Source organism: Kineococcus rubinsiae, assembly GCF_011839805.1.
GTDB lineage: Bacteria > Actinomycetota > Actinomycetes > Actinomycetales > Kineococcaceae > Kineococcus > Kineococcus rubinsiae.
On record NZ_VWPY01000019.1, the window covers coordinates 26,676 to 52,471 of the forward strand.

A 25,796-nucleotide genomic window follows, 5' to 3' on the forward strand; every position below is an offset into this window, starting at 1 on the left:
GGTCGTCCCATCGGGGCCGTGGCGGCACCGCTGCCCCACGCCGCCGGGGCGGCAGGTGGAGGCACCGGCGAGCAAGGGCAGAGCGGTCAGGTGTAGCGGATCCGCCCGGCTAGCGCAGCCCGCACGTCATCGTCGAGGAGCCCGATCCCGCCGCCGATCGGGGAGCCGGGCAGGTAGCGCACCTCGATGCCGCCAGCGTCGAGGACGGACGTCGTGACTCGGCGGCCGGGCCCGACGCTGACCTCGACCTGCAGGTGCCCGACGCGGCCCCGCTCGGCGATCTGGCGGCCGTCGGTGGCCGCGGGGTCGTAGGGCCCCCACAGGTGGGTGACGGCCTCGACGGGCTCCCCGTCGGCGTCAAGCTTCGTCGCCGGCGCGCTGACCTGCGCGACGACCGTGCCGGATGGCAGCGCTCCGCCGGGGAAGCGCAGCGCCCCGAACAGGTTCCCGTCGAGGGTCACGCCGCGGGTGGTCTTGTAGCCGCTGAGGTCACGCACCCATCGCCGATCCGGGGCGGACATGCTGCGGTCGACTGTGGTCTCGGTCATGGCTGGACTCCTCGTCTCGTGCTGGTCAGGTAGGGGGCGGCAGGACCCCGGTCGGTGCCCATCGCGGGCACCGACCCGGGCCCCACCGCGGGGGGTCCGTCGTGCGCAGGGGTGCCGTGGGCCGCGCGGCTCGCACCCCTTCGATCCGGCGCCGGGGACGACATCGCGCTGAGCAACCCGGGCCGGTGACGTTGACGCACGACGGCCGATCAGGAGGCGACGACCGGCGGCTGCAGCGCCGACGTCGTCGCGGGCATGGCGTGAGTCTTGCGCGCCTCGACCTCGCGGCGGGCGTACTCCGCCTCACGGCGACGGGCCTCGCGCGGGTCGTCGACGATGCTCCGCAGCGGCGGGCGACCAGCGTCGGCGAGCTCGGCGACCGACGGGCACCAGTCCGGGCGCACCCCCGCCAGGACGAGCCGATCGAGGTCGCTGCCCTCCACCGGGCCGCCGACGGGGCGGTCGAACAGCCCCGCCCGCTCCCACTCCCCGAACTGCCAGTTGTCGACGCGGACCACGACGAGGTCGCGGTGCAGCTGGCGCACCTTGCGCAGCCGCGCGGCGACCTCCCGGGCACCGTGCATGGCCTCACGCCCGGCGACGTCGTCGAGCTCGACGAACAGCTCCGAGCGTCGCGGGTCGCGGTCCTCGAGCGCCTCGAGCAGCGGCTGCCAGTCCCGGTTCAGCGCCTCGAGCAGCGGCGCGACGGCCGTGGCGATCATCTCGTCGACGCTGCCGCTGACCTCAAGGGTCACGGCGCTTCCGGTGCCCTCCACGAACCCCTCGAGGGCGGCCGTCACGCTCTCCTCGGCCAGGTCCTCGAGGCGCGCCTGCCGCAGCGCCTCGACGTCGTCGTGGTCGAGGTCCTGCCCGACGTCCAGCTGCTCCCGCAGCCGCTGCTGCACCGTCCGCAGCGCCGTCGGGAACCGGTCGGGCACCTCCTGGCGGTGCGCCCGCAGCGACCGCAGCGCCGCCCGGTGCGAGGCCAGCACCTGCGCGACCTCCGGGGGCGGATCGGCGATCAGCCCCGCGTCGATCGCCTCGACCACCTTGCGCGCGGCCAGGCTTGGCAGCAGCGCTGGCGGCAGCCCGGCCTGCAGCTCCTTCGTGCTCACCTGCGGCGTCGAGACGCTCCTCACGGCCCTCACCGCCCCGCCCGCATCCGGGCCAGCGACCGGGCGACCGCGTCGTCCGCCGGCGCCACCTCAGCCGGGGCCGGGTCGGGCAGCCCGAGACCGCGCCGCATCCTCCCCGCCGCGGCAGCCGTCGCCACCTCGAGCGCAGCCGCCTGCTCAGCGACCTCCTGCTGCTCCGTCATGGTCGTGTCTCCCTCTGTCCGTTGACGTTCGATCTGTGCCACCAGCGCCGCAGCCAGCGGCGCCGCGACCTCCCGCAGCGCCGCGGCCTCCCGCCCGGCGCGCTCTCGCGCCAGCACCGCGGCCGCCTCCTGACCACGCCTCGCCGCCTGGCGCCGCTGCTCTTCGAGCACGGCCCGCGGCGGCCCGAAGCTGATCCCGCTCACGAGCTCCTCCCCTCTGCCGACGCCGAGGCGTCGGCGGTCTCCACCCGCACCGGCGGCACGGGTGCGCGGTCGACGTCGTCGGTCAGCAGCGCGCCGAGGACCTCCGAAGGCAGGTCGCCGAACAGCCCGAGCGACACCTCGAGGCGCCGACGCCGCTGCCGCTGCGGGCCCGTGACCGACCGCCTCGAGCGCCACACCGCGACCTGCGCCACCGCCGACCGGTCCTGCCGCGTCCACCCCGCGGCCGCCGGGGCACCCCACAGCAGCCGCCACTCGAGCTGCGCCTCGACGTCGAGATTCGGCGGGATCGCCCGCAGCCCCGCCCGCCGGCTCACGCCCGAGCCCCCGCACGACGCAGCGCACGACGACCCGCGGCCGTCAGCTGCCCGAACTGCTCGAGCAGCACCCCACTCGTGTTCCACACCACGACCCCCGCCGCGGGCTCGTCGACGAACGCCGACACGACGTCGGCCGCGACCGTCGAGCCGGGTGTGAACAGGTCGCCCTGCACCGCGACCCCGGCGTGCCGACGAGCGATCGGCGTCAGCAGGAGACGGCTCTCGAGCTGCCCCTGCACCATCGCGTTGCGGGTGCCCGGACGGTTCCCGGCGGCGTACATCGCCGCCAGGCGCGCGACCTGCTCATGCTCCGACGCGGTCCACGCCTCCGCCGACGGCAGCTCCCACAGCCGGTGCCACTGCTCGAGCCCGGCCGGGTCGTCGGTCAGCCACGCAGGCGGCGCCGGGACCGGTGCAGAGCGCCCGGTCAGCACCCGACGAGCAGCCACGACAGAGGCCCGGTTCGGCGACGGCACCCTCAGCACCCCCCGAACAGGGGCCCACGGGCCGCCACGAGCCGGGAGCCCCCTGGGGGGGTCCTACGGGCACGCGACGCACGCGGGACAACCCTCACGGTCGCCTGTCCCCTTCTAGGCGATCTTGTGGCCCCCACCCCCCTCGGCCTGCTGCGCAACGGGCCTCGCGTCGCGTCGTGTGAGGCCTCGTCGTGCAGGTCCTCGTCGCCGTCGAGCTCGACCACGCGTCGGCCTGTGCTCACGCGCTGGCCTCCGCTCGGGCTCGGCGGGGTCGGCGCTCGAGGGTGGCGAGGTCGGTGGCCGCGGTGCGCAGGAGGTGCGTGGCCTCGAGGACGCGGCGCACGAACGCGGGCCAGTCGGTGTGGCGGTACCAGTCGCGTTCGGACAGCACGAGGGTCCACACGAGCAGGGCTGTGCTGGTGCGGGCCGCCTCGATGGGGAAGCGGTAGCCGGCGGCCTTGGGCAGCGGGTTGCAGCGGCGGTGGTGCGCAGCCCACCTGGCGGGCTCTGAGCGGCTGCCGTGGCGGTGTGCGTGCACCTCGGCGTAGGCGACGTGCAGGTCCCCGGCGAGGTCGCTGATCAGTCGGGCGCACCCGTCGCAGCGGTAGGTCAGCACGGGCCCTGGGGCGCTAGTGGTGGTGGGCATTGTCGGTCCTCTCGGGTCGGGCGACCGGTCCCCCGGGAGTGGTGGGGAGCGGTGGGATCGCTGGGAGTGGCGGGTCAGGTGACGGGTCGGAGGCCCCGACCTGTCACCTGGACCTGTCACCTGGACGTGTCACGTAAGTAGGTGAGGTGACGCGATGACGCGTCACCTGTCACATGACGCGTCACCTGTCAGGTGACGGGTCGGGGGGCTCGGCCACGACGCTCCACAGCGACTCCCGGCCGCTGTCGAGACGGTCGACGAGCCCGCGCCGGGCGAGGTCGTTCAGGTGCGTCGAGCACGTCCCGCGGGCCAGCCCGTGCCCGTGCTTCTCGGCGATCAGGTCGACGAGCTCCCGGATCGTGCCGGGGTGCCCGAGGCGACGGACGGCGTCGAGCAGCTTCTCGGCGGCCGGGTGCAGGTCCGAGCGCTCGTCCTCGACGGCCGCGGGCTCGTCCTGGACGACGTCGACGGCGTAGACGAGCGGGCTGTCGAGGTCGTCAGGGTCGACGGCGTACACCGTGCGCCGGACGCGGAGCGTCAGGTCGGGCACCTCTCCGCCGGTGACGTGCAGGTCGCTGACGACCGTTGTGGCGAAGGTCTCGGGGTCGGTGCGGCGGGAGACGATCGCGGCCGCGAGCAGCACCCGGCCCCACTCCGCCGGGCCGGCGCCGGTGAACCGGGCGGCGCCATGCAGGTCGCGCTGGCGGTTGAAGTGGGTCACGACGAGCAGCGCGGCGCCGACTGCGTCGCACAGCCGCTGCGGTGTCTGTAGGACCGCGCCCATCGCGTAGAGGTCCTTCGCGTCCGCGCCGGCGGCGGACAGGTACAGCGGATCCAGGACGACCAAGCGCGGGCGCAGGGCCTGCAGCTGCTCGGCGAGCTGCGCCATGTGCCCGACGTCGTTCAGGTGCGGGGCGCGGGTGGTGATGACGATCGGCAGGGTGTCGGCGGTGATGCCGCGGGCGGTGGCGATCGCGCGCAGCCGACGCACGACGTTGCCCTCGCCGCCTTCACCGGCCAGGACTAGCACGGGGCCCGGGTCGTCGACGTCGAAGCGCCCGAGCCACGGGGTGCCGGAGGCCACGGACACGGCCAGGTCGAAGGCGTTCCACGTCTTGCCGGCCTTCGGCTCAGCACCGAGCACGCCGTAGGCCGCGGCCGGCCACACGGAGCGGATCAGGTAGCGGCGGGGTCCGGCGGCGTCGACGCGGACGCACAGGTCGGCGAGGGTGTCGAAGCGCAGGAGGTCGGCGCTGCGTTGCTGCTCGGCTGGCTCGTCCCACGGGGGCGGCACGGCGCCGTCGTAGGCCTCGACGGTCGTCATCGGGTGGCCTTCCACGCCCGCAGTGCAGGCTCGAGGACGTCGTTCGTGGCGGGGCAGCCGTCCTCGTGCTCGACACGCACCGTGGTGAAGGTGCCGCCACGACGGGCGGCCTGGCGGCGCTGGGCACGGTTCGGCATGACGAGCACCGCCCCGCAGCGGCAGCGGCCGGTGGTGGCGGTGATGCGCCGGCGGGCGATGCCCTCGCGCAGGACCTCGGGTGCGTCGTCGGGAACGTCGGGCAGGACGAGCAGCCCCTGCTCGTCGTCGACGGTGGCGGGGTGCGCGGTGTGCCGCAGGTGCCCGTTCACGACGGGTCCTCGTCGGGGGTCCGCAGGACGTAGATCGCGTAGAGCCCGGCCTCGCCGGGCAGGTCGTGGACCTCAAGGCGGGCGGCGTCGAGGAGGTCCTCGGGCGTGAGGCGGGCGAGGGTCACCGGGGCGTCCCCCAGCCGCCGAGGGCCTCGACGAGCTGGTCGCGACGGTGCCAGTCCTGGCGGACGGCCTGTGCTCGTGCGGGGCGGCCGCGGCGTTCCTCGAGGACGTCGCGCGGGGGGACACCGGCGACGCGGCGGGCGACGTCAGCCCCGCAGGCGGCGGCTGCGCGGCGGTCGGCCTCGACGTCGGCGCGCTCGTCGTGGGCGCCCTCAAGGTAGCCCGCCTCCCAACCCCGCAGCCACAGCCACAACTCCCGCGGGTTCAACCGGGCCAGGTCGAGCACAGGCCGCGCGGTGGAGTTCGTGGTCATTCGGTGCCTCTCGGGTCGCTTCAGAGTTCGGAGGACCGCCCTCACGGCGTGCCCCGCTTCGCGAACCTCGACCCGCTGTTGCGCTCGGCCACAGTGGGTCGTTCAGGACGCCTAGGGATCGACGCGTCGTCCGCCGCCTGCGCCTCGAGCTGCGCCACGTACTCACGCAGGGCCGCAACGGGGATGCGACGCAGCCGCCCGATCTTCACCGACCGAAGCTGCCCAGCTCCGAGTACGCGGAACATCTGCGACCTGCTGATCCCCAGCCGTTCGCCCGCCTCTTCGATGTCCAACAGCAACGCAGTACTGCCAGTCGATCCGCCGTCGTCCACGCTTACCCCCTTCAGGGACTCACTGAGCGTTCCTTGAGCTCGCTGAGAGTCAAGGGCATCGCCCGCTCAGGTGTCAAGCACTGGCGAAGCAGTTCCTGAGGCGGCTACGGTGTCAACGTGCAGACGAGTGCCGGGAAGTTCCATGTGGTGTCAGAGCGCGAGCTGATCGGGGAACGGGTTCGTACCCGCCGACAGCGCAGAGGTTGGCGGCAAGTCGACCTGGCCAACCGGATGGGACAGCGACACGTGCCGTGGACACAGTCGATCGTGAGCGGTGTCGAAGGTGGCGACCGCGACCTCCGCATGAGCGAGTTCTCAGCGCTGTGCGTCATCTTCCGTCAGTCAGCCTCGGAGCTGTTGAGGCTGGAGCCGGACGAAGTCGGCCACGTCTTCGACGGCCGAACATGGCCCACAGGGCAAGTGGCGGTCGACCGCGGCGACGACGGCCCCTACTGGCCTGCATGGGCGATCGGGGATGGCCTCGCCGCCTCTCCGGCGACGGCGTGGATCGACCGCCGCCACGGCGGTCCCGTCGACCACGCCGAGCTCCCACCCGATCCGATGACCCTGAAGCTCGCCACGGCCATGGGCGTCCCGCCGATCACTGTTCACGCAGCTGCAGCAGCCCTGTACGGGCATCGGCCAGAACGCGAGCGCGAAGAACGGCTCGCGGCTGCCAACGCTGCCGAGTTGCCTCCCCGAGCTCGGCAAGCCAGACGGGGTCACGTCAGCCGGCAGATCCGCGCGGAGCTCGAACGCGCCATCGAGGGGGCAGCCGCGATGGATGTCACGTTCACTTCGTCCTTCACCGTCAAGGACGCCAAGGGGGTGCCCGATGCCGCGCGGTGAACGAGCGGCGGCCGGGGAGTCGTCGATCCATCAGGACGACGCCGGACGGTGGCACGGCTACGTGTCGATGGGGCTCGCCGATGGTGGCAAGCGCGACCGGCGACACGTCTCGGGAACCCGCCGCGCCGACGTCGTCCGCAAGGTGCGGGCGCTCGAACAGCAGCGCGACGCAGGTACCGCTGTCACAGCGGGCCGACCACCGACTGTCGAAGCCTGGCTCGACCACTGGCTGACGAACATCGCGCAACCGAAGCTGCGCCCCCGGTCCTTCGACGACTACCGTTCGAAGATCACCACCCGGGTCGTCCCCTACATCGGGCACCACCGAATCGACCGCCTACAGCCGGAGCACCTCGAACAGCTCTACGCTCGCCTCGCCGCCGAAGGACTCGCACCGGCGACGGTGCTCAAGGTCCACCGCATCGTGAGCAAGGCACTGAAGGTGGCCCTGCAGCGCGGGCGAGTCGGCCGCAACGTCGCAACGCTGGTCGACGCTCCGAGCGCCGAACGCATCGAGGTGCAACCACTGCTGCCTGACGAGGCCCGAGCAGTCCTCGCGGCAGCCACGGGGCAGCGCAACGCGGCCCGATGGTCGGTCGCGCTCGCGCTGGGGTTGCGGCAGGGCGAAGCGCTCGGGCTGCAGTGGGACGACGTCGACCTCGACGCGGGCGTCGTCCACATCCGACAGCAACTGCAGCGGCAGCGCGGCAAGGGGCTTGTGCTCACGTCGCTGAAGTCGACGGCGAGCCGGCGCGCGATCCTGCTGCCCGGACCCCTGGCGGCGGCGCTTCGGCTCCACCGGACCGCGCAGCTCGAGGAGCGGCTCGCGGCCGGTCAGCTGTGGGAGGACCACCGGTTCGTCTTCGCGCAGCCGAACGGCCGCGGGATCGACCCGTCGCGGGATCACGCCGCGTGGAAGAAGCTCCTGACGACGGCCGGGGTTCGTACTGCCCGACTGCACGACGCCCGGCACACCGCGGCGACGCTGCTGCTGACGCAAGGGGTCCCGGCGCGCGTGGCGATGGGGATCCTGGGGCACTCGCAGATCAGTCTGACGCTCGGGACGTACAGCCACGTCGTGCCCGAGCTCGCGGCCGAAGCAGCATCTCGCATGGGTTCCGCACTGTGGGGTGAGACGTCAGGGACTACTCCTCTGGCGCCAATCGGCACCGCTGGCAACCACGCTGGCACCGCGACGACGAACGGGGATGCTCCGATCGGAGCATCCCCGCAGGTCACACGCGAGCCACCTCGGGGATTCGAACCCCGGACCTACGCATTACGAGTGCGTTGCTCTGGCCAGCTGAGCTAAGGCGGCGCATGCCCTCTCGGGCACGGACAGAGACTCTACCCGACACTCAGCGTGCCTCTCACCTCCGCAGCGCCCGCCCGTCCCCTCAGCAGCGGGCACCGTCCTCGGGCGGGGTGCCCGCGACGAGGTAGGCGTCGACGGCCGCGTCGATGCACGAGCTGCCGCGGCGGTAGGCCGTGTGCCCGTCGCCGTCGTAGGTCAGCAGGTGCCCCGAGGACAGCTCGCCCGCCAGGGACTGCGCCCAGGCGTACGGCGTCGCCGGGTCGCGTGTGGTGCCCACGACGACGATGGGTCCCGCCCCCTCGGCGGTGACCGGGCCGGGGGTCCCCACGGCCGGGATCGGCCACGTCGAGCACGGCAGGGAGCTCCAGGCCAGGAAGCGGCCGAAGGTCGGCGACGTCCGGGTCAGCTCGCCCGCGATCCGCTCCACGTCCGCGGGCGTGTCCGTGTCCCCGCGGTCCAGGCAGTTCACGGCGTAGATGACGGTGTTGGCGTTGTTCGCGTACGAGCCGTCGGGGCGGCGCTCGGAGTAGGCGTCGGCGAGCGCCAGCATCGCGGACCCGTCGCCGGAGAACGCCTTCGTGAGGGCGCTCGTCAGGTCCGGCCACAGCTGCTCGGCGTACAGCGGGTAGGCCAGCGCCAGGTAGGTCAGGCCCTCCGTGAGGGGGCGCCGGGTGCCGGTGCGCAGCGGCGCCTCGTCCACGCGGGCGAGCAGCTGCTGGACCTGCGCGACGCCGTCGTCCACGGTGCCGCGCAGCGGGCACGCGTCACCGTCGAGGCAGTCGGCCACGTAGGCGCGCAGCGCCTGCTCGAACCCGCCGGCCTGCCCGGCGTTGACCTCGTCGCTCGTCAGCGCCGGGTCGATGGCGCCGTCGAGGACGAAGCGGCCGACGCGCGCGGGGAACGCCTGCGCGTAGGTCGCGCCGATGAACGTGCCGTAGGACTTGCCGAGGTAGCTGAGCTTCGCGTCGCCCAGCGCGGCGCGCAGGACGTCGAGGTCGCTCGCGACGCTGCGCGTGTCGACGTGCGCAGCCAGCTCGCCCGCCGCGGCGCAGCCCTCGCCGAGCTCGCGGCCCTCGTCCTGCAGCGTGTCGACCTCGGCGTCGTCGTCGGGGGTGGGGTCGGCCGCGAGGAACGCGTCGACCTGGGCGGCCGGCAGGCACTGCAGCGGGTCGGACGCCCCCACGCCGCGCGGGTCGAAGCCGACGACGTCGAAGTGGGCGCGCACCGCGTCCGAGACGACGCCCTCGGCACCGCGGGCGTACTCGACGCCCGAGCCGCCGGGCCCGCCGGGGTTGAGGACCAGGGAGCCGAGCCGGTCCGCCCCCGTGGCCGACGTCGGCAGGCGCACGACCGCGAGCGTGGCCGTGGCCCCGCCCGGGTCGGCGTAGTCGACGGGGACCTTCAGCCGGCTGCACTCGAAGCCGCCCTGGCAGCCGGCCCACTCCAGCCGCTGCCCGTAGAACGCCTGCAGCGCCGGGTCGTCGGCCGGGGCGCCGCTCACCGCGGACGGCGTACCGACGGGGCTGGGGGCCGGGGCGTCGGCGTCGGTGAAGGCCGAGCAGCCCGTCAGCAGGAGGAGGGAGGCGAGGCCCGCGGCGAGCAGCGAGCGGCCTGCGAGGTGCGACGACGCCGTGCGCCGGGCAGGGGCGGGGGTGCGCGACATGGTCCTCGCAGGCTACGTGACACCCCCCGCCGCGGGCCTGTCCGCTCCGTCGCGCGCCGCGGCTCCCCCGCGTGCAGGATCATCGGGACCCCGAGACCGAGGAGATCACCGTGGACCTGCCCGAGGACCTGCTGGCCCTGCTGCGCCAGCCCAGCCCCTGCTACGTGGCGACGACGATGCCGGACGGCTCGCCGCAGCTCACGCAGACGTGGGTGGACACCGACGGCAAGCACGTGGTGATCAACACGGTCGAGGGCTTCCAGAAGCTGCGCAACGTCGAGCGCGACCCCCGCGTCTCCGTCGCGGTGTCCGACCCGGCGAACCCGTTCCGCTACTACGAGGTCCGCGGGCACGTCGTCGCCCAGACCACCGAGGGCGGCACCGAGCACATCGAGGCCCTGTCGCAGCGCTACACCGGCAAGCCCTACCCCTGGTACGGCGGCCGCGACCAGGTGCGCGTCATCCTCACCATCGCGGCCGACAAGGTGCAGACGGTCGGCTGAGCCTCAGCGCGCGGACGGCCGCAGCTCCAGCGCCATCGCCTCGACGGCGAGGACCGGTGAGACGTTCTGCTGCAGCCGTTCCCGCGCGAGCTGGACGGCGTCGGTGCGCCGGAGCGTGTCCTCCGGCGTGCTGGAGCCGGCCAGCGACCGCACCCCGCCGGCCATGTCGCCGTTGACGAGCTCGACGGGCGCGCCGAGCTGCACGACGAGGACGTCGCGGAAGAACCCCAGCAGGTCCACCAGCGCCCGGTCCAGGACGTCGGTCTGGGCGCGGCGGGCCCGCCGCTTCTGGTCCTCCTCGAGCTGGCGGACCTGACCGCGCACGGCGGGCGGCGGCGTGGCCGTCCCGTCGGCGCCCAGGGCGCGCAGCAGCTCGGCGCGCTCGGTGGCGTCGCGCTCGGCCGTGGAGGCCTTGGCCTCCTCGGCGGTGATCTCGACGAGCTCACCGGCCGCGACGACCGCGTCGCCGACCCCGCGCAGCCGCTCGACGAAGGTCAGCACCTCGCGGCGGCGGATGCGCGCACCCTCGTCGCGGGCCAGGCGCCGCGCCAGGCCCACGTGGCTCTGCGCGGCGCGCGCCGCGAACGCCGCCATGGCGGGGTCGATGCCGTCGCGGCGGACGAGGAGCTCGGCCACCGCGTCGGCTGGTGGGATGCGCAGCGGCACGTGCCGCGAGCGCGAGCGGATCGTGGCCAGCACGTCGTCGACGCCCGGGGCGCACAGCACCCAGACCGTCTGCGGCGGCGGCTCCTCGATGGTCTTCAGCAGGACGTTGCCGGAGGTCTCGTTGAGCCGGTCGGCGTCCTCGACGACGATGACGCGCCAACGGCCGACGGAGGGCCGCCGCTGCGCCACGGCGATGAGCGGCTCGACGTCCTGACGGCGGATCCACGTGTGCTCGGTGCTGAACACCGTGACGTCGGCGTGGGCGCCGGAGAGGGCCGTGCGGCAGCCCGCGCACGTGCCGCACCCGACGACCGCCGGGTCCGTGCACTCCAGGGCGGCGGCGAAGGCGCGGGCGGCGACCGAGCGCCCCGAGCCGGGCGGGCCGGTGAGCAGCCAGGCGTGGGTCATCCCCGAGGCCCCGCCCGGGGTGCCCGCCACCGCACCGCGGCGGGCGGCCGCCGCGGCCCGGGCGAGCACGGCCACGGCCGGGTCCTGGCCGACGACGTCGCCCCACACCCCGCCGGCGCTCACGGGCGGGCCCCGGCGGGCGCGGCGCTGCGCAGCAGCGGGGCGAGGTGCTCGCGGAGCCGGCGCTGCACGTCCTCGGCGGCGTCCGCCGCGTCCAGCACGAGGTAGCGCCCGGGCCGGCGGGCGGCGAGGGCGAGGAACTGCTCGCGGACGCGGGTGTGGAAGGCCAGCGACTCGGCCTCCATGCGGTCTTCGCCCGTGCGGCCCGCGTCGCGGCCGCGGCGGCCCGCGGCGGTGGCGGGGTCGACGTCGAGGACGACCGTGAGGTCGGGCTGCAGGCCGTCCGTGGCCCAGCGCGAGAGCTGCTCGACCTCGTCAGCGGGCAGCGCCCGTCCGGCGCCCTGGTAGGCGAGGGAGGAGTCGACGTAGCGGTCGGTGACGACGACGGCGCCCCGCCGCAGTCCCGGGAGCACGACCTCGGCGACGTGCTGCGCCCGGTCGGCCGCGAACAGCAGGGCCTCGGCGCGGGGCGACAGCGCGTCGCCGTCGGCCCGCCGCGCCAGCAGGACCGCCCGCAGCGCGGTGCCGGTGGCCGTGCCGCCCGGCTCCCGCGTCACCACGACCTCGTGGCCGCGCTCGGCGAGCCAGTCCGCCAGCAGCCGCTGCTGGGTCGTCTTGCCGCTGCCGTCACCGCCCTCCAGCGCGACGAAGAACCCGTCGCCGGGGTTCCCGCTCACCGCTGGTCCGCTCACCCGGTCAGGGTAGTTGCCGGTCCGGACACCTCCCGGTTCGGCCGAACGGGTGACGCTGACCCCTCCTGGCGCAACGGAGCGTGCCCAGATGGGCACTTTCCGCCCCGCGCAGCTCGTTCAGCCCTACCGTTGTGACTGTCAGCAACGGAAGCCACCCGGACTGACACGCCTCGGGGGAGGCACCCGCACCGGTCGACCAGCGCGCCGCCGCGCGGCCGACCGGCCGCACCGAACCACCACCACGTTCCCGGGGGGGACCCATGACCGCCACCGCTCGCCGCACGACGCTCGTCACCGCCGTCGCAGGTCTCGGCCTCGTCGCCGGGGCCGGGGCGGCCACCGCCGCTCCCGTCGCGCTGCCGGACCTCGTGGTCAGCGGCATCTCGGCGGTCACCACCACGCCGGGCTCCCCCGTCACCTTCGCGGCCACCCTCACCAACCGGGGCACCGCCGCCACGCCCACCGGGGTCGTGCAGGGCGTCGCGTTCTCCGTGGACGGCCACGTCGTCACCTGGTCCGCGGACCGCCGCACGTCCCTGGCCCCCGGCGCCTCCGCCGTGGTGCGCGCCAGCGGCGGCCCCGCGGGGTCGACCTGGACCGCCACCGCCGGCCCGCACGTCGTGACCGCCGTCGTCGACGACGTGTTCCGCATCCGCGAGAGCGACGAGCGCAACAACTCCCGCACCCTCGGCTTCACCGTCCCCGGCCTCGTCCCCGTCGCGTCGGGAGCCGGTGCGGTGCAGCCGGTCAAGGCCGTCACGGCCGCGCCCGCCACCTCCGAGACCACCTGGCGCGTCACGCACGACGACGCGCTCGCCGTGTCGTGGACGGTGCCCGCCGGTCAGCCCGCCGGCACCCGCTACACGGTCGTCGAGCACGCCACCTCCCCCGGCACCTCGTGCGCGGGGCGGCCGGACTCCGCCGTCGCGGGCACCACGACGGGCACGACCCTCACCGTCGACCCGCACGTCGGCGACACCTGCTCCGGCCACGGCGGCGGGCACGACACCTGGTACTCGGTCACCAGCACCGACCCCGCCGGCGGGAGCGTCCCGTCCGTCGCGAGCGGCTCGTGCTCGAGCTACCGCAACGCCGAGTTCGGGGCGACCGGCATGGTCGACGCCTTCACCCTCTCGTGCACCGGCGGGGCCTCCTACGCCGACCACGCCCAGGCCCTGTCCACCGACGCCGTCCGCATCGACGCCGGGTCCGCCACGGGCGCCAACGGGTACGCCGCCGACCGCGGCTCCACGGGCGGCCAGGCCTACGCCTCCGCGACCGGCCTGAGCGCCGAGCTGACCACGTCGCGCTGGGGCTTCAGCAGCTACCGCGTGCCGGTCGCGTCCCCCGGCCGCCACCTCGTGCGCCTGCACCTCGTCGACCCGACGTTCGCCACGGCGGGCCGGCGGGTCTTCGACCTGGCCGTGAACGGCACCCCTGTCCGCACGGGCCTCGACATCGCCGGCACCGTCGGGCGCAACGCCGAGCTGGTCGTCGACGCCTACGTCGACACCCCGGACGCGGCGGTCGTCGTCACCGCCACCCGCCGCGTCGACAACCCGATCGTCGCCTCGATCGAGGTCCTGGCCACCACGCCCGGCTACTGACCTCCCCCCTCCTCCCGCACGACGACGGGGGCGCAGCGCACCTCGGTGCGCTGCGCCCCCGTCGTCGTGGGTGGCGGTCCTAGCCCTGCTTCGCCGCGGCCGTCTTCTTCGCGGTGGTCTTCTTGGCGGCCGTCTTCTTCGTCGCCGTCTTCTTCACGGCGGCCCGCTTCTTCGGCGCCGGCCCCTTGGCCCGCTTCTCCGCGAGGAGCTCGACGGCCCGCTCGAAGGTCAGCGTCTCGGGGTCGTCGTCCTTGCGCAGCGTCGCGTTGGTCGTCCCGTCGGTGGCGTAGGGCCCGAAGCGGCCCTCCTTCACGACGATGGGCTGACCCGACTCCGGGTCGGCCCCGAGCTCCTTCAGCGGCGGCTTGGCGACCTGCCCGCGGCGCATCTTGGGCTGGGCGTAGATGGCGAGGGCCTCGGAGAGCGTGACGTCGAAGATCTGGTCCTCGCTCGTCAGCGACCGCGAGTCCGTGCCCTTCTTCAGGTACGGGCCGTAGCGGCCGTTCTGCGCCGTGATCTCGTCACCGGACTCGGGGTCGGCGCCCACGACGCGCGGCAGGCTGAGGAGCTTCAGCGCCTGCTCCAGCGTGACGGAGTCGACCTGCATGTCCTTGAACAGCGACCCGGTGCGGGGCTTGGCCTTCGCGGCCTTCTTCGTCGCCCGCTTCGCGGTCTTCTTCGCGGGCGTGCCCGCCTCCTCCAGCGCCACCGGCGCCGGGGCGTCGTCCTCGATCAGCTCGGTGACGTAGGGGCCGTAGCGGCCGACGCGCGCGACGACGGTGCGGCCCGTCTCCGGGTCCTGCCCGAGCACGCGGTCGCCGTCGGACTGCGAGGTGAGGAGCTCGCGCGCCTTCTCCACGGTCATCTCGTCGGGCGCGATGTCCTCGGGGACGCTCGCCTTGAGCATCTCGCCGCTGTCGACGTCGGGGCCCTCGAGGTAGGGGCCGTAGCGCCCGACGCGCAGCACGATGCCCTCGCCGATCTCGATGGTCGAGATCTCCCGGGCGTCGATGGCGCCCAGGTCGTCGGCGAGGCCCTTGATGCCGTCGTTGACGTGGTCGCGGGCCGCGCCGCCGGAACCGTCGGTGTCCGGGCCGCTCTCGCCGCCCACGGCGCTGCCGTCCGCCCCGCCGCCGCGGTGACCGCCGGGGCCGTCGGCCCCGAAGTACCACTGCGTGAGCCAGTGGACGCGGTCCTCCTCGCCCCGGCTGATCGCGTCGAGGTCGGACTCCATGGCGGCCGTGAAGTCGTAGTCCACCAGGCGCGGGAAGTGCACCTCGAGGAGCCGGATGACGGCGAAGGCCAGCCAGCTCGGGATCAGCGCGTTGCCGCGCGCCGTGACGTAGCCGCGGTCCTGGATGGTCGCGATCGTCGCCGCGTACGTCGACGGGCGGCCGATCCCGCGCTCCTCCAGCGCCTTCACGAGGCTGGCCTCGGTGTAGCGCGGCGGCGCGGACGTCTCGTGGCCGTCGGCGGTGAGGGAGTTCACGTCCAGCGCCTGGCCGCGGGTCAGCTGCGGCAGCCGGCGCTCGGCGTCGCCGCCCTCGTCGTCGCGGTGCTGCGACTCGTCGCGGCCCTCCTCGTAGGCGGCGAGGAACCCGCGGAACGTGATGACGGTGCCGCTGGCGGAGAACTCCGCGTCCCGGCCGTCGGACGTGCTCGCGCCCAGGCGGATCGAGGCCGTGGTGCCCCGCGCGTCGTTCATCTGCGAGGCGACCGTGCGGCGCCAGATCAGCTCGTAGAGGCGGAACTCGTCGCCGCGCAGCTCACCCGCGAGCTGGGCCGGGGTGCGGAAGGACTCCCCCGACGGACGGATCGCCTCGTGGGCCTCCTGCGCGTTCTTGGACTGCTTGGCGTAGACGCGGGGCCGCTCGGGCACGAACTCCGGGCCGTACAGCTCCGCGGCCTGGCTGCGGGCCGCCGTGAGGGCCTGCTCCGACAGCGTCGTCGAGTCGGTCCGCATGTAGGTGATGTAGCCGCCCTCGTACAGCGACTGCGCGACGCGCATCGCCTGCCGCGCACCGAGACGCAGCTTGCGCGAGGCCTCCTGCTGCAGCGTCGAGGTGATGAACGGCGCCGCCGGGCGGCGCGTGTACGGCTTGTCCTCGACCGAGCGCACCGCGAACGACGCGCCCTCGAGCGCGGCGCGCAGCGTGGTCGCGGCGGCCTCGTCGAGGTGGGTGACGCCGCTGGTCTTCAGCTGCCCGACGTCGGAGAAGTCGCGGCCCGTCGCGACGCGGGAGCCGTCGACGCTCACGAGGCGCGCGGGGAAGGCGTTGCCGCCCTCGCTGGGCGCGAACTCGCCGCGCAGGTCCCAGTACTGCGCCGCGCGGAACGCCATCCGCTCGCGCTCGCGCTCGACGACGAGGCGGGTCGCGACCGACTGCACGCGACCGGCGGACAAGCCCGCGCGGACCTTGCGCCACAGCACGGGCGAGAGCTCGTAGCCGTAGAGGCGGTCCAGGATGCGGCGCGTCTCCTGGGCGTTGACGAGCTCGGCGTCGATCTCCCGGGTGTCGCGCACGGCGCGCTGGATGGCGTCGCGGGTGATCTCGTGGAAGACCATGCGGCGGTAGGGGATCTTGGGGTTCAGGGCCTCGACGAGGTGCCACGCGATGGCCTCGCCCTCGCGGTCCTCGTCGGTGGCGAGGAGGAGCTCGTCGGCGTCCTTGAGGCGGCGCTTGAGGTCGTTGACCTTCGAGCGCTTGTCGCCGTCGACGACGTAGTACGGCTCGAAGCCGTTGTCGACGTCGACCGCGAACTTGCCGAAGGGCCCCTTCTTCATGTCGTCCGGCAGCTGGGAGGGCTGGGGCAGGTCGCGGATGTGGCCGATGCTGGCCTGCACGTCGTAGCCGTCGCCCAGGAAGCCGCCGATCTGGGTCGCCTTCTTCTGCGACTCCACGATCACCAGCCGGCGCAGGCCGTCGCTGGTCCCGGCCCCGTTCCCGTTCGACTTGCCCGCCACTGCACGCCCTGCCTCTCCGCGCCTTCTCGCGCCCCACCGGCGGGTGCCGGTGGTCCTGCCGTTCCCCCGCACTGTCGCACGGGTGCCGTCTTCAATGTCGCACGCGGTGCGGCCCCCCGGTGCCGCAGCGGCGTGCGAAGCGGCTCACCACGGGCTCAGCAACCCGTCGGCGACGAGGTCGCGGACCCGCGGCAGCAGCGTCGCCCGCAGCTGCGCCTGGTCGACGTCCAGCAGCACCGCGAGCCCGGCGACGACCTGCCCGACGGCGAGCTCGCCGTCGCAGGCGCCGACCAGGGCGGCGACCTCGGTGCCGGCCTGCACGGTCCGGCGCAGCCCCCCGCCCTGGCGCAGCAGCAGCACGCGCGGGTCGGGCTCGCCGGGGGTGTGGAAGCGCTCGTCGCTGACGTCGCCCGCGACCCGCAGCCGGGCCGCGGCCAGGGCCGCGTCGTCGGTGCGCCGCAGCCAGTCGTGCGCCGCTAGCCCCGCGGCGAACGTCTCGCCGAGCGGCTGTCCGACGGCGCCCTGGACGTCCTCGAGGCGGCGCAGCGTGCCCGGGCCCTCGACCGGCCGGCGCAGCGTGACGATCCCGAAGCCGACGCCGGTGACGCCGCGGGCCTCGAAGTCGTCGAGCCAGGCCGCGTAGAGCTCGTCGAAGACCGGGCCGGGGCGCTGCCCGCCGTCGCGGATCCAGGTCTCGGCGTAGCGGGCGGGGTCGGTGACCTCGCGCTGCACGACCCAGGCGTCCAGGCCCGTGCCCTCCAGCCACGACCCGACGCGCTCGGTCCAGTCCTCGCCGTCGCGGTGCTCCCAGTTGCCCAGCAGCTGCGCGACGCCGCCCGGGGCCAGCACCCGCGCCACGCCGCCCACGAGCTGCGCCACGATCGCGTCGCCCGCCAGGCCGCCGTCGCGGTACTCGTAGGTCGGCACGCCCGCGACGCGGGGCGTGATGACGAACGGCGGGTTGGACACGACGAGGCCGAACTCCTCGCCGGCCTCGACCGGGTCCAGCAGGGAACCGTGGCGCAGGTCCAGCGCGACGTCGTTGAGGGCCGCGTTGACGGCCGCGAGGTCGAGCGCGCGCTCGGAGGTGTCGGTCGCGACGACGCGGCGCGCGTGGCGCGTGGCGTGCAGGGCCTGCACGCCGCAGCCCGTCCCGACGTCGAGGACCCGGTCGACGGGCGTGCGCACGGTGGACTGCGCCAGCGTCAGGGACGCGCCCCCGACGCCCAGGACGTGGTCGGTGCGCAGGGCCTCGCCGGTCGCGAGGTCGCCGAGGTCGGAGACCAGCCACCACTGGGCGGTGCCGGCCGCGTCGACCGCGGCGTAGGGCCGCAGGTCCACGAGGGCGCGGACCTCGTCGCCGGGGCCCTCGCCCGCGGCCTCGACGAGCCCCACGGAGCGCGCCCCGGCGGTCCCGACCTGCGGCAGGGCGGCGTCCAGGGCCGCGCGCGGCACGGGACGGCCGAGCGTGAAGCAGCGGAGCAGCACGGCCGCGGCGTCGGTGCTCGCGGCGGTGAGGCGCAGCGCGGGGACGGCCTGCTCGCGGTCGAGGGCCTCGGAGGCGACGGGCCCGAGCACGGCGTGCAGCCCGTCCACGGTGTAGTCGGCGCGTTGGAGGTCCTCGCGCAGGCGGGCCAGGAGGTCGGCGGGGTTCACGGTGGGCCATCCTCGCGCACGCGCCCCGTCCTGCCCTCCCCCTCCGTGATCAAGCAGGTATCACCTGCATGATCACGGAGGGCAGGGGTCAGAGGACCTTCTTGTCCGCCGTCTCGTCGGCGCGGAGGTCCGCCCCCCCGGTCGGGGCCGCCATGTCCACGCGGCGGCTCTTGCTGACGACGATCGCCACCACGATGATCACGACGCTGACGATCGCGATCCCGTAGCGGAGCACCGCGTTGGCGTCCTCGCCGATGCTCAGGGTCACGACCGCGGGCGCGACCAGCAGCGCGACGAGGTTCATGACCTTCAGCAGCGGGTTGATCGCCGGGCCGGCCGTGTCCTTGAACGGGTCGCCGACGGTGTCGCCGATGACCGTGGCCGCGTGGGCGTCGGAGCCCTTGCCGCCGTGCAGGCCGTCCTCGACGAGCTTCTTGGCGTTGTCCCAGCTGCCGCCCGCGTTCGCGAGGAACACGGCCATGAGGACGCCGGCCGCGATCGCGCCGCCGAGGAACCCGGCGAGCGGGGCGACCCCGAGGCCGAACCCGACCGCGATCGGCGAGAACGCCGCCAGCAGACCGGGGGTCGCCAGCTCCCGCAGCGCGTCGCGCGTGCAGAGGTCGACGACGCGGCCGTGGTCGGGCTGCTCCTCGCCCGTCATGATCCCGGGGTGCTCGGCGAACTGCCGGCGCACCTCGAGCACCACGGCGCCGGCCGAGCGGCCGACGGCGTTGACGGCGAGGCCCGCGAACAGGAACACCACGGCCGCCCCGAGCAGCACCCCGACGAGGGTCGTGGGCGTGGAGATGGAGAAGTCGCCGAGCGTCGTCTTCGCGTAGGTGGACGCCCCCGTCACGGCCTCCTGGGACACGGTGTCGAGGCGGTCGACGACCGCGTCGCGGTAGGAGCCGAACAGCGCCGTCGCGGCGAGGACCGCGGTGGCGATGGCGATGCCCTTGGTGACGGCCTTCGTGGTGTTGCCGACGGCGTCGAGCTCGGTGAGGACGGCGGCGCCCTCGGCGTCCACGTCCCCGCTCATCTCGGCGATGCCCTGCGCGTTGTCGCTGACCGGGCCGAACGTGTCCATCGCGACGATGACGCCGACCGTGGTCAGCAGGCCGCAGCCGGCGAGGGCGATGAGGAACATGCCCAGCGCGAGGATGCCGCCGGCCAGCAGGAACGCCAGGTAGACGGCGCCCGCGATGACGAGCGTCGTGTAGACGGCCGACTCCAGGCCGAGGCCGATGCCCGAGAGGACGACGGTGGCCGCGCCCGTGAGGGAGGAGTCGGCGACGTCGCGGGTCGGCTGCGACTCGGTGCCCGTGTAGTGGCCCGTGATCCAGAGGATCATGATCGCCAGCAGGATCCCGAGGCCGACGGCGCAGAGCGCGACCAGGCGCGGGTCCCCGTCGAGGCCCGTGACGGTCGCGTCGCCGCCGGTCAGGCCGTCGAAGGAGGACGGCAGGTAGGTGAAGCAGGCGACGGCCGTGCCGACCAGGGCGACGGCCGCGGACAGGTAGAACCCGTTCTGGATCGACGTGAGCCCGCTGACGCCCGCCTTGGCGCGCACCAGCACGACACCGAGCGCGGCGGTGATCGCCCCGATCGCGGGGATGAGCAGCGGCAGGACGAGGCCCGCCTCGCCGATCGCCGTCTGCCCGAGGATGACCGCCGCGACGATCGTGACCGCGTAGGACTCGAACAGGTCGGCGGCCATGCCGGCGCAGTCGCCCACGTTGTCGCCGACGTTGTCGGCGATGGTGGCGGGGTTGCGGGGGTCGTCCTCGGGGATGCCCTGCTCGATCTTGCCGACGAGGTCGGCGCCGACGTCGGCGGCCTTGGTGAAGATGCCGCCGCCGACCCGCATGAACATGGCCAGCAGGGCGGCGCCGAAGCCGAAGCCCTCCAGGACGGTCGGGGCGTCGTCGCCGAAGGCCAGGACGGCGACCGAGGCGCCCAGCAGGCCGAGGCCGACCGTGACCATCCCGACGACCCCGCCCGTGCGGAACGCGATCCGCATGCCCGTCTCGCGGCCCGCGGCCCCGCTGCGCGCCGCGGCGGCGACGCGGACGTTGGCCCGCACCGCCAGCGACATGCCCAGGTAGCCGATCGCGGCGGAGAACACGGCGCCCACGACGAAGGCGACGCTGCGCGAGGCGCGCAGGACCCAGTCGTCGGCCGGCAGGGCCAGCAGCAGCAGGACGACCGCGACGGCGAACCAGACCAGCGTCCGGAACTGCCGGCGCAGGTAGGCCGCCGCCCCGGCCTGCACGGCCGCGGCGATGGACTGCATCTTCTCGGTGCCTTCGTCGTGCACGAGGACCTGCCGCCGGAAGACGAAGGCGGCGACCAGGGAGGCGACGGCGACGACCGCCACGGCGACGACCACCGCCTGCCCTGATCCGGTGAGTCCGCCGGTCTCCGCGGGGGTGGACAGCCCGGGCAGGGCGGCGGGGGCGGCACTCAGGGCAGGAAGGGGCACGCGTCCTCCTCGACGTGGGGTGAGCCGACGTCCGGGACTGCGCTCGCTCCCGGCGCCATGATCACCAAGTCGCCCAAGCCTAGGGCAGGAGGACGCAGGGTGCCCAGAGATGACGCCGCGTCGGGACGCGCGTCCGTTCGGGTCGGGCGTGCCGGGTCAGGCGCTGCGCCGGTCGCCCGCGCTCGGGTGCGCGGGTTCCGCGGCGCAGGTCAGGTGCGCTGGCGCGGCTGGGGTGCGTGCAGCACGCCGGGGGACGTCACCGGTGCCGGGTCGCTCAGCGCCCACGCGAGCCGCACCCCGGCGCGGCGCTCCTCCACCCCGGGGAGGGTGGTGCTGCCGGCGACGGAGACGTCGTCGGCCATGCCCTGCAGCAGCGCCAGGGCCAGGGGGTCCTCGTTCTCGTCGGTGGCGGGCAGGACCTCGCCGTCCGCGCCGCGCTCGACGACCGTCACCTCGAGGCGGGAGGAGTCGTCGCACAGACGCATGTCGACGAGGCCGCCGGCCGTGGTGCGGCCGACGGCCCTCGCGCACGCCTCACCGATGGCGATGCGGATCTCGTCGAGCTGGCCCTCCTCGAACCCCGCCCGCCGCGCCACGGACACCGCGACGAGTCGCGCGGTCCGGACGTGCTCGGCGAGGGGGCTGAAGCGGAGGGCGATGGTGGGCACGGGTCAGGACGCCGCGCCGGCACCGTCCACGGACGCCGAGGCCGCGATCGCGTCGGCGACGGTGTCGTGGATCGGGAAGACCTTGGTCAGACCCGTGATCCGGAAGACCTTGAGGATCTTCTCGCGCTGGCAGACCAGGTGCAGGGAGCCGTCGTGCGAGCGCACCCGCTTCAGCCCGCCCACCAGGACGCCGAGGCCCGTGGAGTCGAGGAACTCGACGCCCTCCATGTCCACCACCAGGTGGTGGTGGCCGGCCCCGACCAGTTCGTTGAGCCGCTCGCGCAAGGTCGGTGCGGTGTAGACGTCGATCTCACCGGACACCTCGACGATGGTCCGGCCGCTCTCTTCGCGGCTCGTCACCGACAGGTCCACGACCCCTCCTCGCTGCTCGCGTCGAGCATGCCGAACGGCACACCCGCCTCTGGCATTCAACCATCGCTCAGGGTGAGGAGCGCGTCCAAGGCGCGACGACACAGGGCCGTCCGGGCCTGCGGGGCAGCGCAGCCGCCCCAGGCGCCGCACGCGTCCCACCCCGGCGGGCGCCCCCGCCGGAGCGTCGCGCGGGTCCCGGGGCGCACGGGGAGACAATCGTGGCCGTGAGCGGTGCACGGGCGGCGGCAGCGGGGGTCGGCGGGACACCCGCGCCCCGGCCGCACGACGCGGGCGCCGACGGCGGCCCGACCCCCGGCGGCCCGACCCCCGGCTCCCCGGCCTCTCCCGGCACCGCCACCGCGCGCGACCGGGACTCCGACGCGCTGGCCCCGGCGCTGGAGCGCGTGCTGGCCGACGGGCGCCGCCGCGACCGGCTGCGCCACGTCGAGCAGCTGCCCGCGCGCCCGGGCGTGCGCGTCGACTGGCCCGCGTGGGCGGACCCGGAGGTCGTCGCGGCCCTCGAGCGCGGGACGCGGGGGCTGCCCTGGCGCCACCAGGCCGTCGCGGCGGAGCACGTGTGGGCCGGGCGCTCGGTGGTGCTGTCGGCCGGGACGGCGTCCGGGAAGTCCCTCGCCTTCCAGCTGCCCGTCCTGACCGCGCTGCGCCGGACCGCCGAGGCGACCGGCCGCGGCGCGACCGCCCTGTACCTCTCCCCGACCAAGGCGCTCGCGGCCGACCAGGAGGCCCGGCTGCGCGCGCTGCGCCTGCCCGGCCTGGAGGCGGCGACCTACGACGGCGACACCCCGCCGGAGGTGCGGCGCTGGATCCGCTCCCACGCGCAGCTGGTCCTCACCAACGTCGACATGCTGCACCGCTCGGTGCTGCCCGGGCACGAGCACTGGTCGAGCTTCCTGCGGCGGCTGCGCTACGTCGTGGTCGACGAGTGCCACTCCTACCGGGGCGTCTTCGGCTGCCACGCCTCCGCCGTGCTGCGGCGGCTGCGGCGGCTCGCGGCGCGCTACGGCGCCGATCCCGTCTTCGTGCTGGCCTCGGCCACCGTCGCCGAGCCCGCGACGACCGCGCGGCGCCTCACCGGCGTCGACGTCGTGGCGGTCACCGAGGACGCCTCGCAGCGCCCGGCCGTCTCCGTCGCCCTGTGGGAGCCGCCGCTGCGGACGCTGCCCCCCGCGGCCGCCGTCCCGCCGCCGGACCCGCAGGACCCGTGGGCGCCCGTCGACCTCCCCGCGCAGGAGCCGCCCGTCGAGGAGGCCCGCGACCAGCGCCGGACCGCCACGGCCGAGGCGGCGGACCTGCTGGCCGACCTGGTCGTCGGCGGCGTGCGCGCGCTGGCCTTCGTCCGCAGCCGCACGGGGGCGGAGTCGGTCGCCGCGGGCGCCCGCCGCCGCCTCGCGGAGGTCTCCCCCGAGCTCGCGCAGCAGGTCGCGGCCTACCGCGGCGGCTACCTGCCCGAGGAGCGGCGGGAGCTGGAGGAGGCGCTGCGCAGCGGCCGGGTCCGCGGCCTGGCCACGACGCGCGCCCTTGAGCTGGGCGTCGACGTCGCGGGCCTGGACGCCGTCCTCGTCGCCGGCTGGCCGGGGACGCGGGCCTCGTTCTGGCAGCAGATCGGGCGCGCCGGGCGCCGCGGCTCCCCCGCGCTGGGCGTCTTCGTCTCCCGGGACGACCCGCTGGACACCTACCTCGTGAACCACCCCGAGGCGCTGTTCGGGGTGCCCGTGGAGGCGGCCGTCCTCGACCCCGACAACCCCTACGTCCTCGCCCCGCACCTGTGCGCGGCCGCGCAGGAGCTCCCCCTCACCGAGCCGGACCTCGAGCTCTTCGGCCCGGCTGCGGCGGAGGTCGTCGAGCTGCTGGTCGGTCGCGGCATGCTGCGCCGCCGCTCGACGGGCTGGTACTGGACGCGCCGCGACCGCGCCGTCGACCTCACCGACCTGCGCGGGGCGGGCGGGACCGTGCGCATCGTCGAGGCCGGCACGGCCCGCGTCCTCGGCACGGTGGACGTCGCCTCGGCCGACAGCACCGTGCACCGCGGCGCGGTCCACGTGCACCAGGGCCGCAGCTACGTCGTCGACGAGCTCGACCTCGAGGAGCAGCTCGCGGTCGTGCACCCGGAGACCCCCGAGCACACCACCCACGCGCGCTCGGACTCCGACGTCCGGGTCCTCGCGGTCGACGGCACCCGCCGGGCCGGGCCGGTGACCCTGTCCAGCGGGGTCGTGGAGGTGACGTCGCAGGTCACGGGCTTCCTGCGGCGCCGGGTCGGCACGGGGCAGGTCCTCGGCGAGGAGCCCCTGGACCTGCCGCAGCGCCGGCTGCGCACGCGCGCCGTGTGGTGGACGCTCGAGCCCTCCGCCGCCGACGCGGCCCTCGCGGACAGCACCGACCCCGACGACCCGCGCCCGCCGTCGCACCGCCTGCCCGGGGCCCTGCACGCCGCGGAGCACGCCGCGATCGGCCTGCTGCCCCTGCTCGCGACGTGCGACCGCTGGGACCTCGGCGGCCTGTCGACGGCGCTGCACCCCGACACCGGGCTGCCCACCGTCTTCGTCCACGACGCCGTGCCCGGCGGCGCGGGCTTCTCCGACCGCGGCCACGACCGCCTCGTGCCGTGGCTGCGCGCCACCGTCGAGGCCGTGCGGAGCTGCCCCTGCGCGAGCGGGTGCCCGGCGTGCGTGCAGTCGCCCAAGTGCGGCAACGGCAACGAGCCCCTGGACAAGGCCGGGGCGGTCGCCGTCCTCGACGTGGTCCTGGCCGCCCTCGGCAGCCCCCGGTCGGCCGCTCACGGCGTCCCCGCCGTCCCCGCGGCCTGACCCGGCGCCTCACCCGCCGCCGGAAGGGCCCCTGACACCGGACGACCGGCCCGGGCGGTGGCGCGGGCCGCGCCGAGCGCCGCGAACCGGCCCCGCACCCCGACGCGGGCGGTGACCTCGACCGTGCCGTCGGCGCCCACCGCGCAGGACACGGCGCTCGCGCCGGCCGCGGCGAGCACCCCCGCGGCCCGGGAGCACGGCTCGCCGGGGGCCCGCCCGAGGAGGACGTCGGCGCCCGCGAGCGCCGCCAGGTCGGCCGCGGACTCGGCCCGGTGCCGGGCCGTGACGGCGGCCCCGAGGCCGAGGACCGCGAGCACGAGGGTCAGGGCCACGGCGCAGACCCCGAGGACGAGGACGGTGCCGCTGCCCGCGTCGCCGGCGTGCTGGTCCCCACGCCCGCAGCGGGCGGGGCGCGGGCCCCTCACGGCGCGACACCGGCCGCGGCGGGCTCCACCGCGGCGCGGGCGGTGGCCCCCGTCAGGACGGCCCCGCCGAGGCGGCCGAGGACGGCCCGCCGGGAGGTCACCTCCACGACGACCGTCCCGGCGCCGCCCCGGACGGCGACGGACGCCCCGGCCGGCGCCAGCGACTGGGCGCTCGCGCGGACGACGGCCGCAGTCTCGCCCCGGGCGGCGGCGCGCGCCCCGGCCCGGGCGGCGTCCACGCAGTCGACCTGCGCCACGACGACGTCGGCGGCGCCCAGCACGACCGCCAGCAGGAGGACGACCGCGGGCATCGCGACGGCGAGCTCCAGGGTGGCCGACCCGCGGTCGTCGCGGCGGCGCATCAGCCGAGCGCCAGCGCCTGGCGGATCACGCCGAGGAGCAGCTGCCGGACCTCGCTGCTGCGCAGGATCGCGATGAGCAGCCCCGCGAAGCCGCACGCGGCGAGCGTGGCCATGGCGTACTCGGCCGTGGCCATCCCCGCGTCGCGCGCCGAGGGGCCGGCTGGGACGAGCGCCCGGCCGGGAGCCTGTGCGAGCGGGGCGACCTCGGTGTCGTCGGTGTCGATGTCGATGTCGGTGTGCGTGTCGGAGTCGTTGTGGTGCAGCACGTCTCGTCCTCTCGTCGGG

General features: G+C 75.2%; 26 protein-coding genes, 1 tRNA gene and 1 pseudogene. 5 read left to right on the forward strand and 23 right to left on the reverse strand.

Going from position 1 to position 25,796, the window contains the following annotated elements; all coding sequences use genetic code 11:
* Nucleotides 1-86: 86 nt before the first annotated feature.
* The 11 genes from F1544_RS11300 to F1544_RS11345 all read right to left on the reverse strand — a co-directional run bounded on the left by F1544_RS11300 (nt 87) and on the right by F1544_RS11345 (nt 5,930).
* Nucleotides 87-548, reverse strand: coding sequence for a hypothetical protein (locus F1544_RS11300; protein ID WP_167585299.1), 462 nt, complete (start codon nt 546-548; stop codon nt 87-89).
* A gap of 209 nt (nt 549-757) precedes the next feature.
* Nucleotides 758-1,687, reverse strand: coding sequence for a hypothetical protein (locus F1544_RS11305; RefSeq protein ID WP_167585301.1), 930 nt, complete (start codon nt 1,685-1,687; stop codon nt 758-760).
* Nucleotides 1,688-1,692: 5 nt separating this feature from the next.
* Nucleotides 1,693-2,070, reverse strand: a complete 378-nt coding sequence (locus tag F1544_RS11310) for a hypothetical protein (protein WP_167585303.1) — start codon at nt 2,068-2,070, stop codon at nt 1,693-1,695.
* On the reverse strand, nt 2,067-2,405 hold the full coding sequence (locus F1544_RS11315; protein ID WP_167585305.1) for a hypothetical protein: 339 nt from the start codon (nt 2,403-2,405) through the stop codon (nt 2,067-2,069). Before F1544_RS11315 ends, F1544_RS11310 begins: the two co-directional genes overlap by 4 nt.
* Nucleotides 2,402-2,842, reverse strand: a complete 441-nt coding sequence (locus F1544_RS11320; protein WP_167585307.1) for a hypothetical protein — start codon at nt 2,840-2,842, stop codon at nt 2,402-2,404. The genes F1544_RS11315 and F1544_RS11320 overlap by 4 nt, the downstream gene beginning before the upstream one ends.
* Before the next feature lie 280 nt (nt 2,843-3,122).
* Nucleotides 3,123-3,530, reverse strand: coding sequence for a hypothetical protein (locus F1544_RS11325; RefSeq protein ID WP_167585309.1), 408 nt, complete (start codon nt 3,528-3,530; stop codon nt 3,123-3,125).
* 181 nt (nt 3,531-3,711) lie between these two features.
* On the reverse strand, nt 3,712-4,869 hold the full coding sequence (locus tag F1544_RS11330; RefSeq protein WP_167585310.1) for an AAA family ATPase: 1,158 nt from the start codon (nt 4,867-4,869) through the stop codon (nt 3,712-3,714).
* The gene (locus F1544_RS11335) at nt 4,851-5,162 is read right to left on the reverse strand and encodes a hypothetical protein (protein ID WP_167585312.1); all 312 of its coding nucleotides are present in this window, start codon (nt 5,160-5,162) and stop codon (nt 4,851-4,853) included. The genes F1544_RS11330 and F1544_RS11335 overlap by 19 nt, the downstream gene beginning before the upstream one ends.
* Nucleotides 5,159-5,287 carry a hypothetical protein gene (locus F1544_RS25380; protein WP_280114741.1) on the reverse strand — a complete coding sequence of 43 codons (129 nt, stop codon included), beginning with the start codon at nt 5,285-5,287 and terminating at the stop codon, nt 5,159-5,161. The genes F1544_RS11335 and F1544_RS25380 overlap by 4 nt, the downstream gene beginning before the upstream one ends.
* On the reverse strand, nt 5,284-5,598 hold the full coding sequence (locus F1544_RS11340) for a hypothetical protein (RefSeq protein WP_167585314.1): 315 nt from the start codon (nt 5,596-5,598) through the stop codon (nt 5,284-5,286). The genes F1544_RS25380 and F1544_RS11340 overlap by 4 nt, the downstream gene beginning before the upstream one ends.
* Before the next feature lie 41 nt (nt 5,599-5,639).
* Nucleotides 5,640-5,930 carry an excisionase family DNA-binding protein gene (locus F1544_RS11345; protein WP_208971699.1) on the reverse strand — a complete coding sequence of 97 codons (291 nt, stop codon included), beginning with the start codon at nt 5,928-5,930 and terminating at the stop codon, nt 5,640-5,642.
* 117 nt (nt 5,931-6,047) lie between these two features.
* Here F1544_RS11345 and F1544_RS11350 point away from each other — a divergent pair, with 117 nt between their 5' ends.
* Together F1544_RS11350 and F1544_RS26845 are read left to right on the forward strand one after the other, a co-directional pair.
* A complete protein-coding gene (locus F1544_RS11350) occupies nt 6,048-6,779 on the forward strand; it encodes a helix-turn-helix domain-containing protein (RefSeq protein ID WP_167585316.1) in 732 nt (243 codons plus the stop codon).
* 67 nt (nt 6,780-6,846) lie between these two features.
* A pseudogene (locus tag F1544_RS26845) lies at nt 6,847-7,797 on the forward strand (site-specific integrase); the annotation flags it as partial.
* 226 nt (nt 7,798-8,023) lie between these two features.
* On the opposite strand, the gene F1544_RS11360 reads toward F1544_RS26845, so the two are convergent.
* Both F1544_RS11360 and F1544_RS11365 read right to left on the reverse strand, forming a co-directional pair.
* Nucleotides 8,024-8,097, reverse strand: a tRNA-Thr gene (locus tag F1544_RS11360).
* 79 nt (nt 8,098-8,176) lie between these two features.
* Nucleotides 8,177-9,757, reverse strand: a complete 1,581-nt coding sequence (locus F1544_RS11365) for an alpha/beta hydrolase (protein ID WP_167585318.1) — start codon at nt 9,755-9,757, stop codon at nt 8,177-8,179.
* A gap of 110 nt (nt 9,758-9,867) precedes the next feature.
* Between F1544_RS11365 and F1544_RS11370 the strand changes: the two genes are divergently transcribed.
* Nucleotides 9,868-10,260 carry a PPOX class F420-dependent oxidoreductase gene (locus F1544_RS11370; protein ID WP_167585320.1) on the forward strand — a complete coding sequence of 131 codons (393 nt, stop codon included), beginning with the start codon at nt 9,868-9,870 and terminating at the stop codon, nt 10,258-10,260.
* 3 nt (nt 10,261-10,263) lie between these two features.
* Here F1544_RS11370 and F1544_RS11375 read toward each other — a convergent pair whose 3' ends face one another.
* Together F1544_RS11375 and tmk are read right to left on the reverse strand one after the other, a co-directional pair.
* The gene (locus F1544_RS11375) at nt 10,264-11,457 is read right to left on the reverse strand and encodes a DNA polymerase III subunit delta' (RefSeq protein ID WP_308470013.1); all 1,194 of its coding nucleotides are present in this window, start codon (nt 11,455-11,457) and stop codon (nt 10,264-10,266) included.
* Entirely contained in the window at nt 11,454-12,146 is a 693-nt protein-coding gene (tmk, locus tag F1544_RS11380) for a dTMP kinase (RefSeq protein WP_308470014.1), read from the reverse strand. The genes F1544_RS11375 and tmk overlap by 4 nt, the downstream gene beginning before the upstream one ends.
* A 260-nt stretch (nt 12,147-12,406) precedes the next feature.
* Between tmk and F1544_RS11385 the strand changes: the two genes are divergently transcribed.
* Nucleotides 12,407-13,753, forward strand: coding sequence for a CARDB domain-containing protein (locus tag F1544_RS11385; RefSeq protein WP_167585324.1), 1,347 nt, complete (start codon nt 12,407-12,409; stop codon nt 13,751-13,753).
* A gap of 79 nt (nt 13,754-13,832) precedes the next feature.
* Here the strand turns inward: F1544_RS11385 and topA are convergent, their stop codons facing one another.
* From topA to F1544_RS11410, 5 genes are all read right to left on the reverse strand, one after another.
* Complete coding sequence (topA, locus tag F1544_RS11390; RefSeq protein WP_167585326.1) at nt 13,833-16,718, reverse strand: type I DNA topoisomerase; 2,886 nt, start codon at nt 16,716-16,718, stop codon at nt 13,833-13,835.
* Nucleotides 16,719-16,862: 144 nt separating this feature from the next.
* Nucleotides 16,863-18,374, reverse strand: coding sequence for a DUF7059 domain-containing protein (locus F1544_RS11395; protein ID WP_308470015.1), 1,512 nt, complete (start codon nt 18,372-18,374; stop codon nt 16,863-16,865).
* An 88-nt stretch (nt 18,375-18,462) separates the two neighbouring features.
* Nucleotides 18,463-20,820, reverse strand: coding sequence for a sodium-translocating pyrophosphatase (locus F1544_RS11400; protein WP_373368074.1), 2,358 nt, complete (start codon nt 20,818-20,820; stop codon nt 18,463-18,465).
* 245 nt (nt 20,821-21,065) lie between these two features.
* On the reverse strand, nt 21,066-21,524 hold the full coding sequence (locus F1544_RS11405) for an ATP-binding protein (RefSeq protein ID WP_167585328.1): 459 nt from the start codon (nt 21,522-21,524) through the stop codon (nt 21,066-21,068).
* Between the two features lie 3 nt (nt 21,525-21,527).
* On the reverse strand, nt 21,528-21,896 hold the full coding sequence (locus F1544_RS11410; RefSeq protein ID WP_166607747.1) for an STAS domain-containing protein: 369 nt from the start codon (nt 21,894-21,896) through the stop codon (nt 21,528-21,530).
* A 224-nt stretch (nt 21,897-22,120) separates the two neighbouring features.
* On the opposite strand from F1544_RS11410, the gene sftH reads away from it, so the two are divergent.
* The gene (gene sftH / locus F1544_RS11415; protein ID WP_308470017.1) at nt 22,121-24,724 is read left to right on the forward strand and encodes a DEAD/DEAH box helicase; all 2,604 of its coding nucleotides are present in this window, start codon (nt 22,121-22,123) and stop codon (nt 24,722-24,724) included.
* Here the strand turns inward: sftH and F1544_RS11420 are convergent.
* The 3 genes from F1544_RS11420 to F1544_RS23500 are packed head-to-tail and all read right to left on the reverse strand — an operon-like array spanning nt 24,694 to nt 25,777.
* Nucleotides 24,694-25,149: an Rv3654c family TadE-like protein gene (locus F1544_RS11420; RefSeq protein WP_167585330.1), complete on the reverse strand. Its 456-nt coding sequence runs from the start codon at nt 25,147-25,149 to the stop codon at nt 24,694-24,696. The two genes, sftH and F1544_RS11420, sit on opposite strands and share 31 nt — an antisense overlap.
* Complete coding sequence (locus F1544_RS11425) at nt 25,146-25,511, reverse strand: TadE family type IV pilus minor pilin (RefSeq protein ID WP_167585332.1); 366 nt, start codon at nt 25,509-25,511, stop codon at nt 25,146-25,148. Before F1544_RS11425 ends, F1544_RS11420 begins: the two co-directional genes overlap by 4 nt.
* Nucleotides 25,511-25,777, reverse strand: coding sequence for a DUF4244 domain-containing protein (locus F1544_RS23500; RefSeq protein ID WP_208971700.1), 267 nt, complete (start codon nt 25,775-25,777; stop codon nt 25,511-25,513). The genes F1544_RS11425 and F1544_RS23500 overlap by 1 nt, the downstream gene beginning before the upstream one ends.
* Between the last annotated feature and the right edge of the window lie 19 nt (nt 25,778-25,796).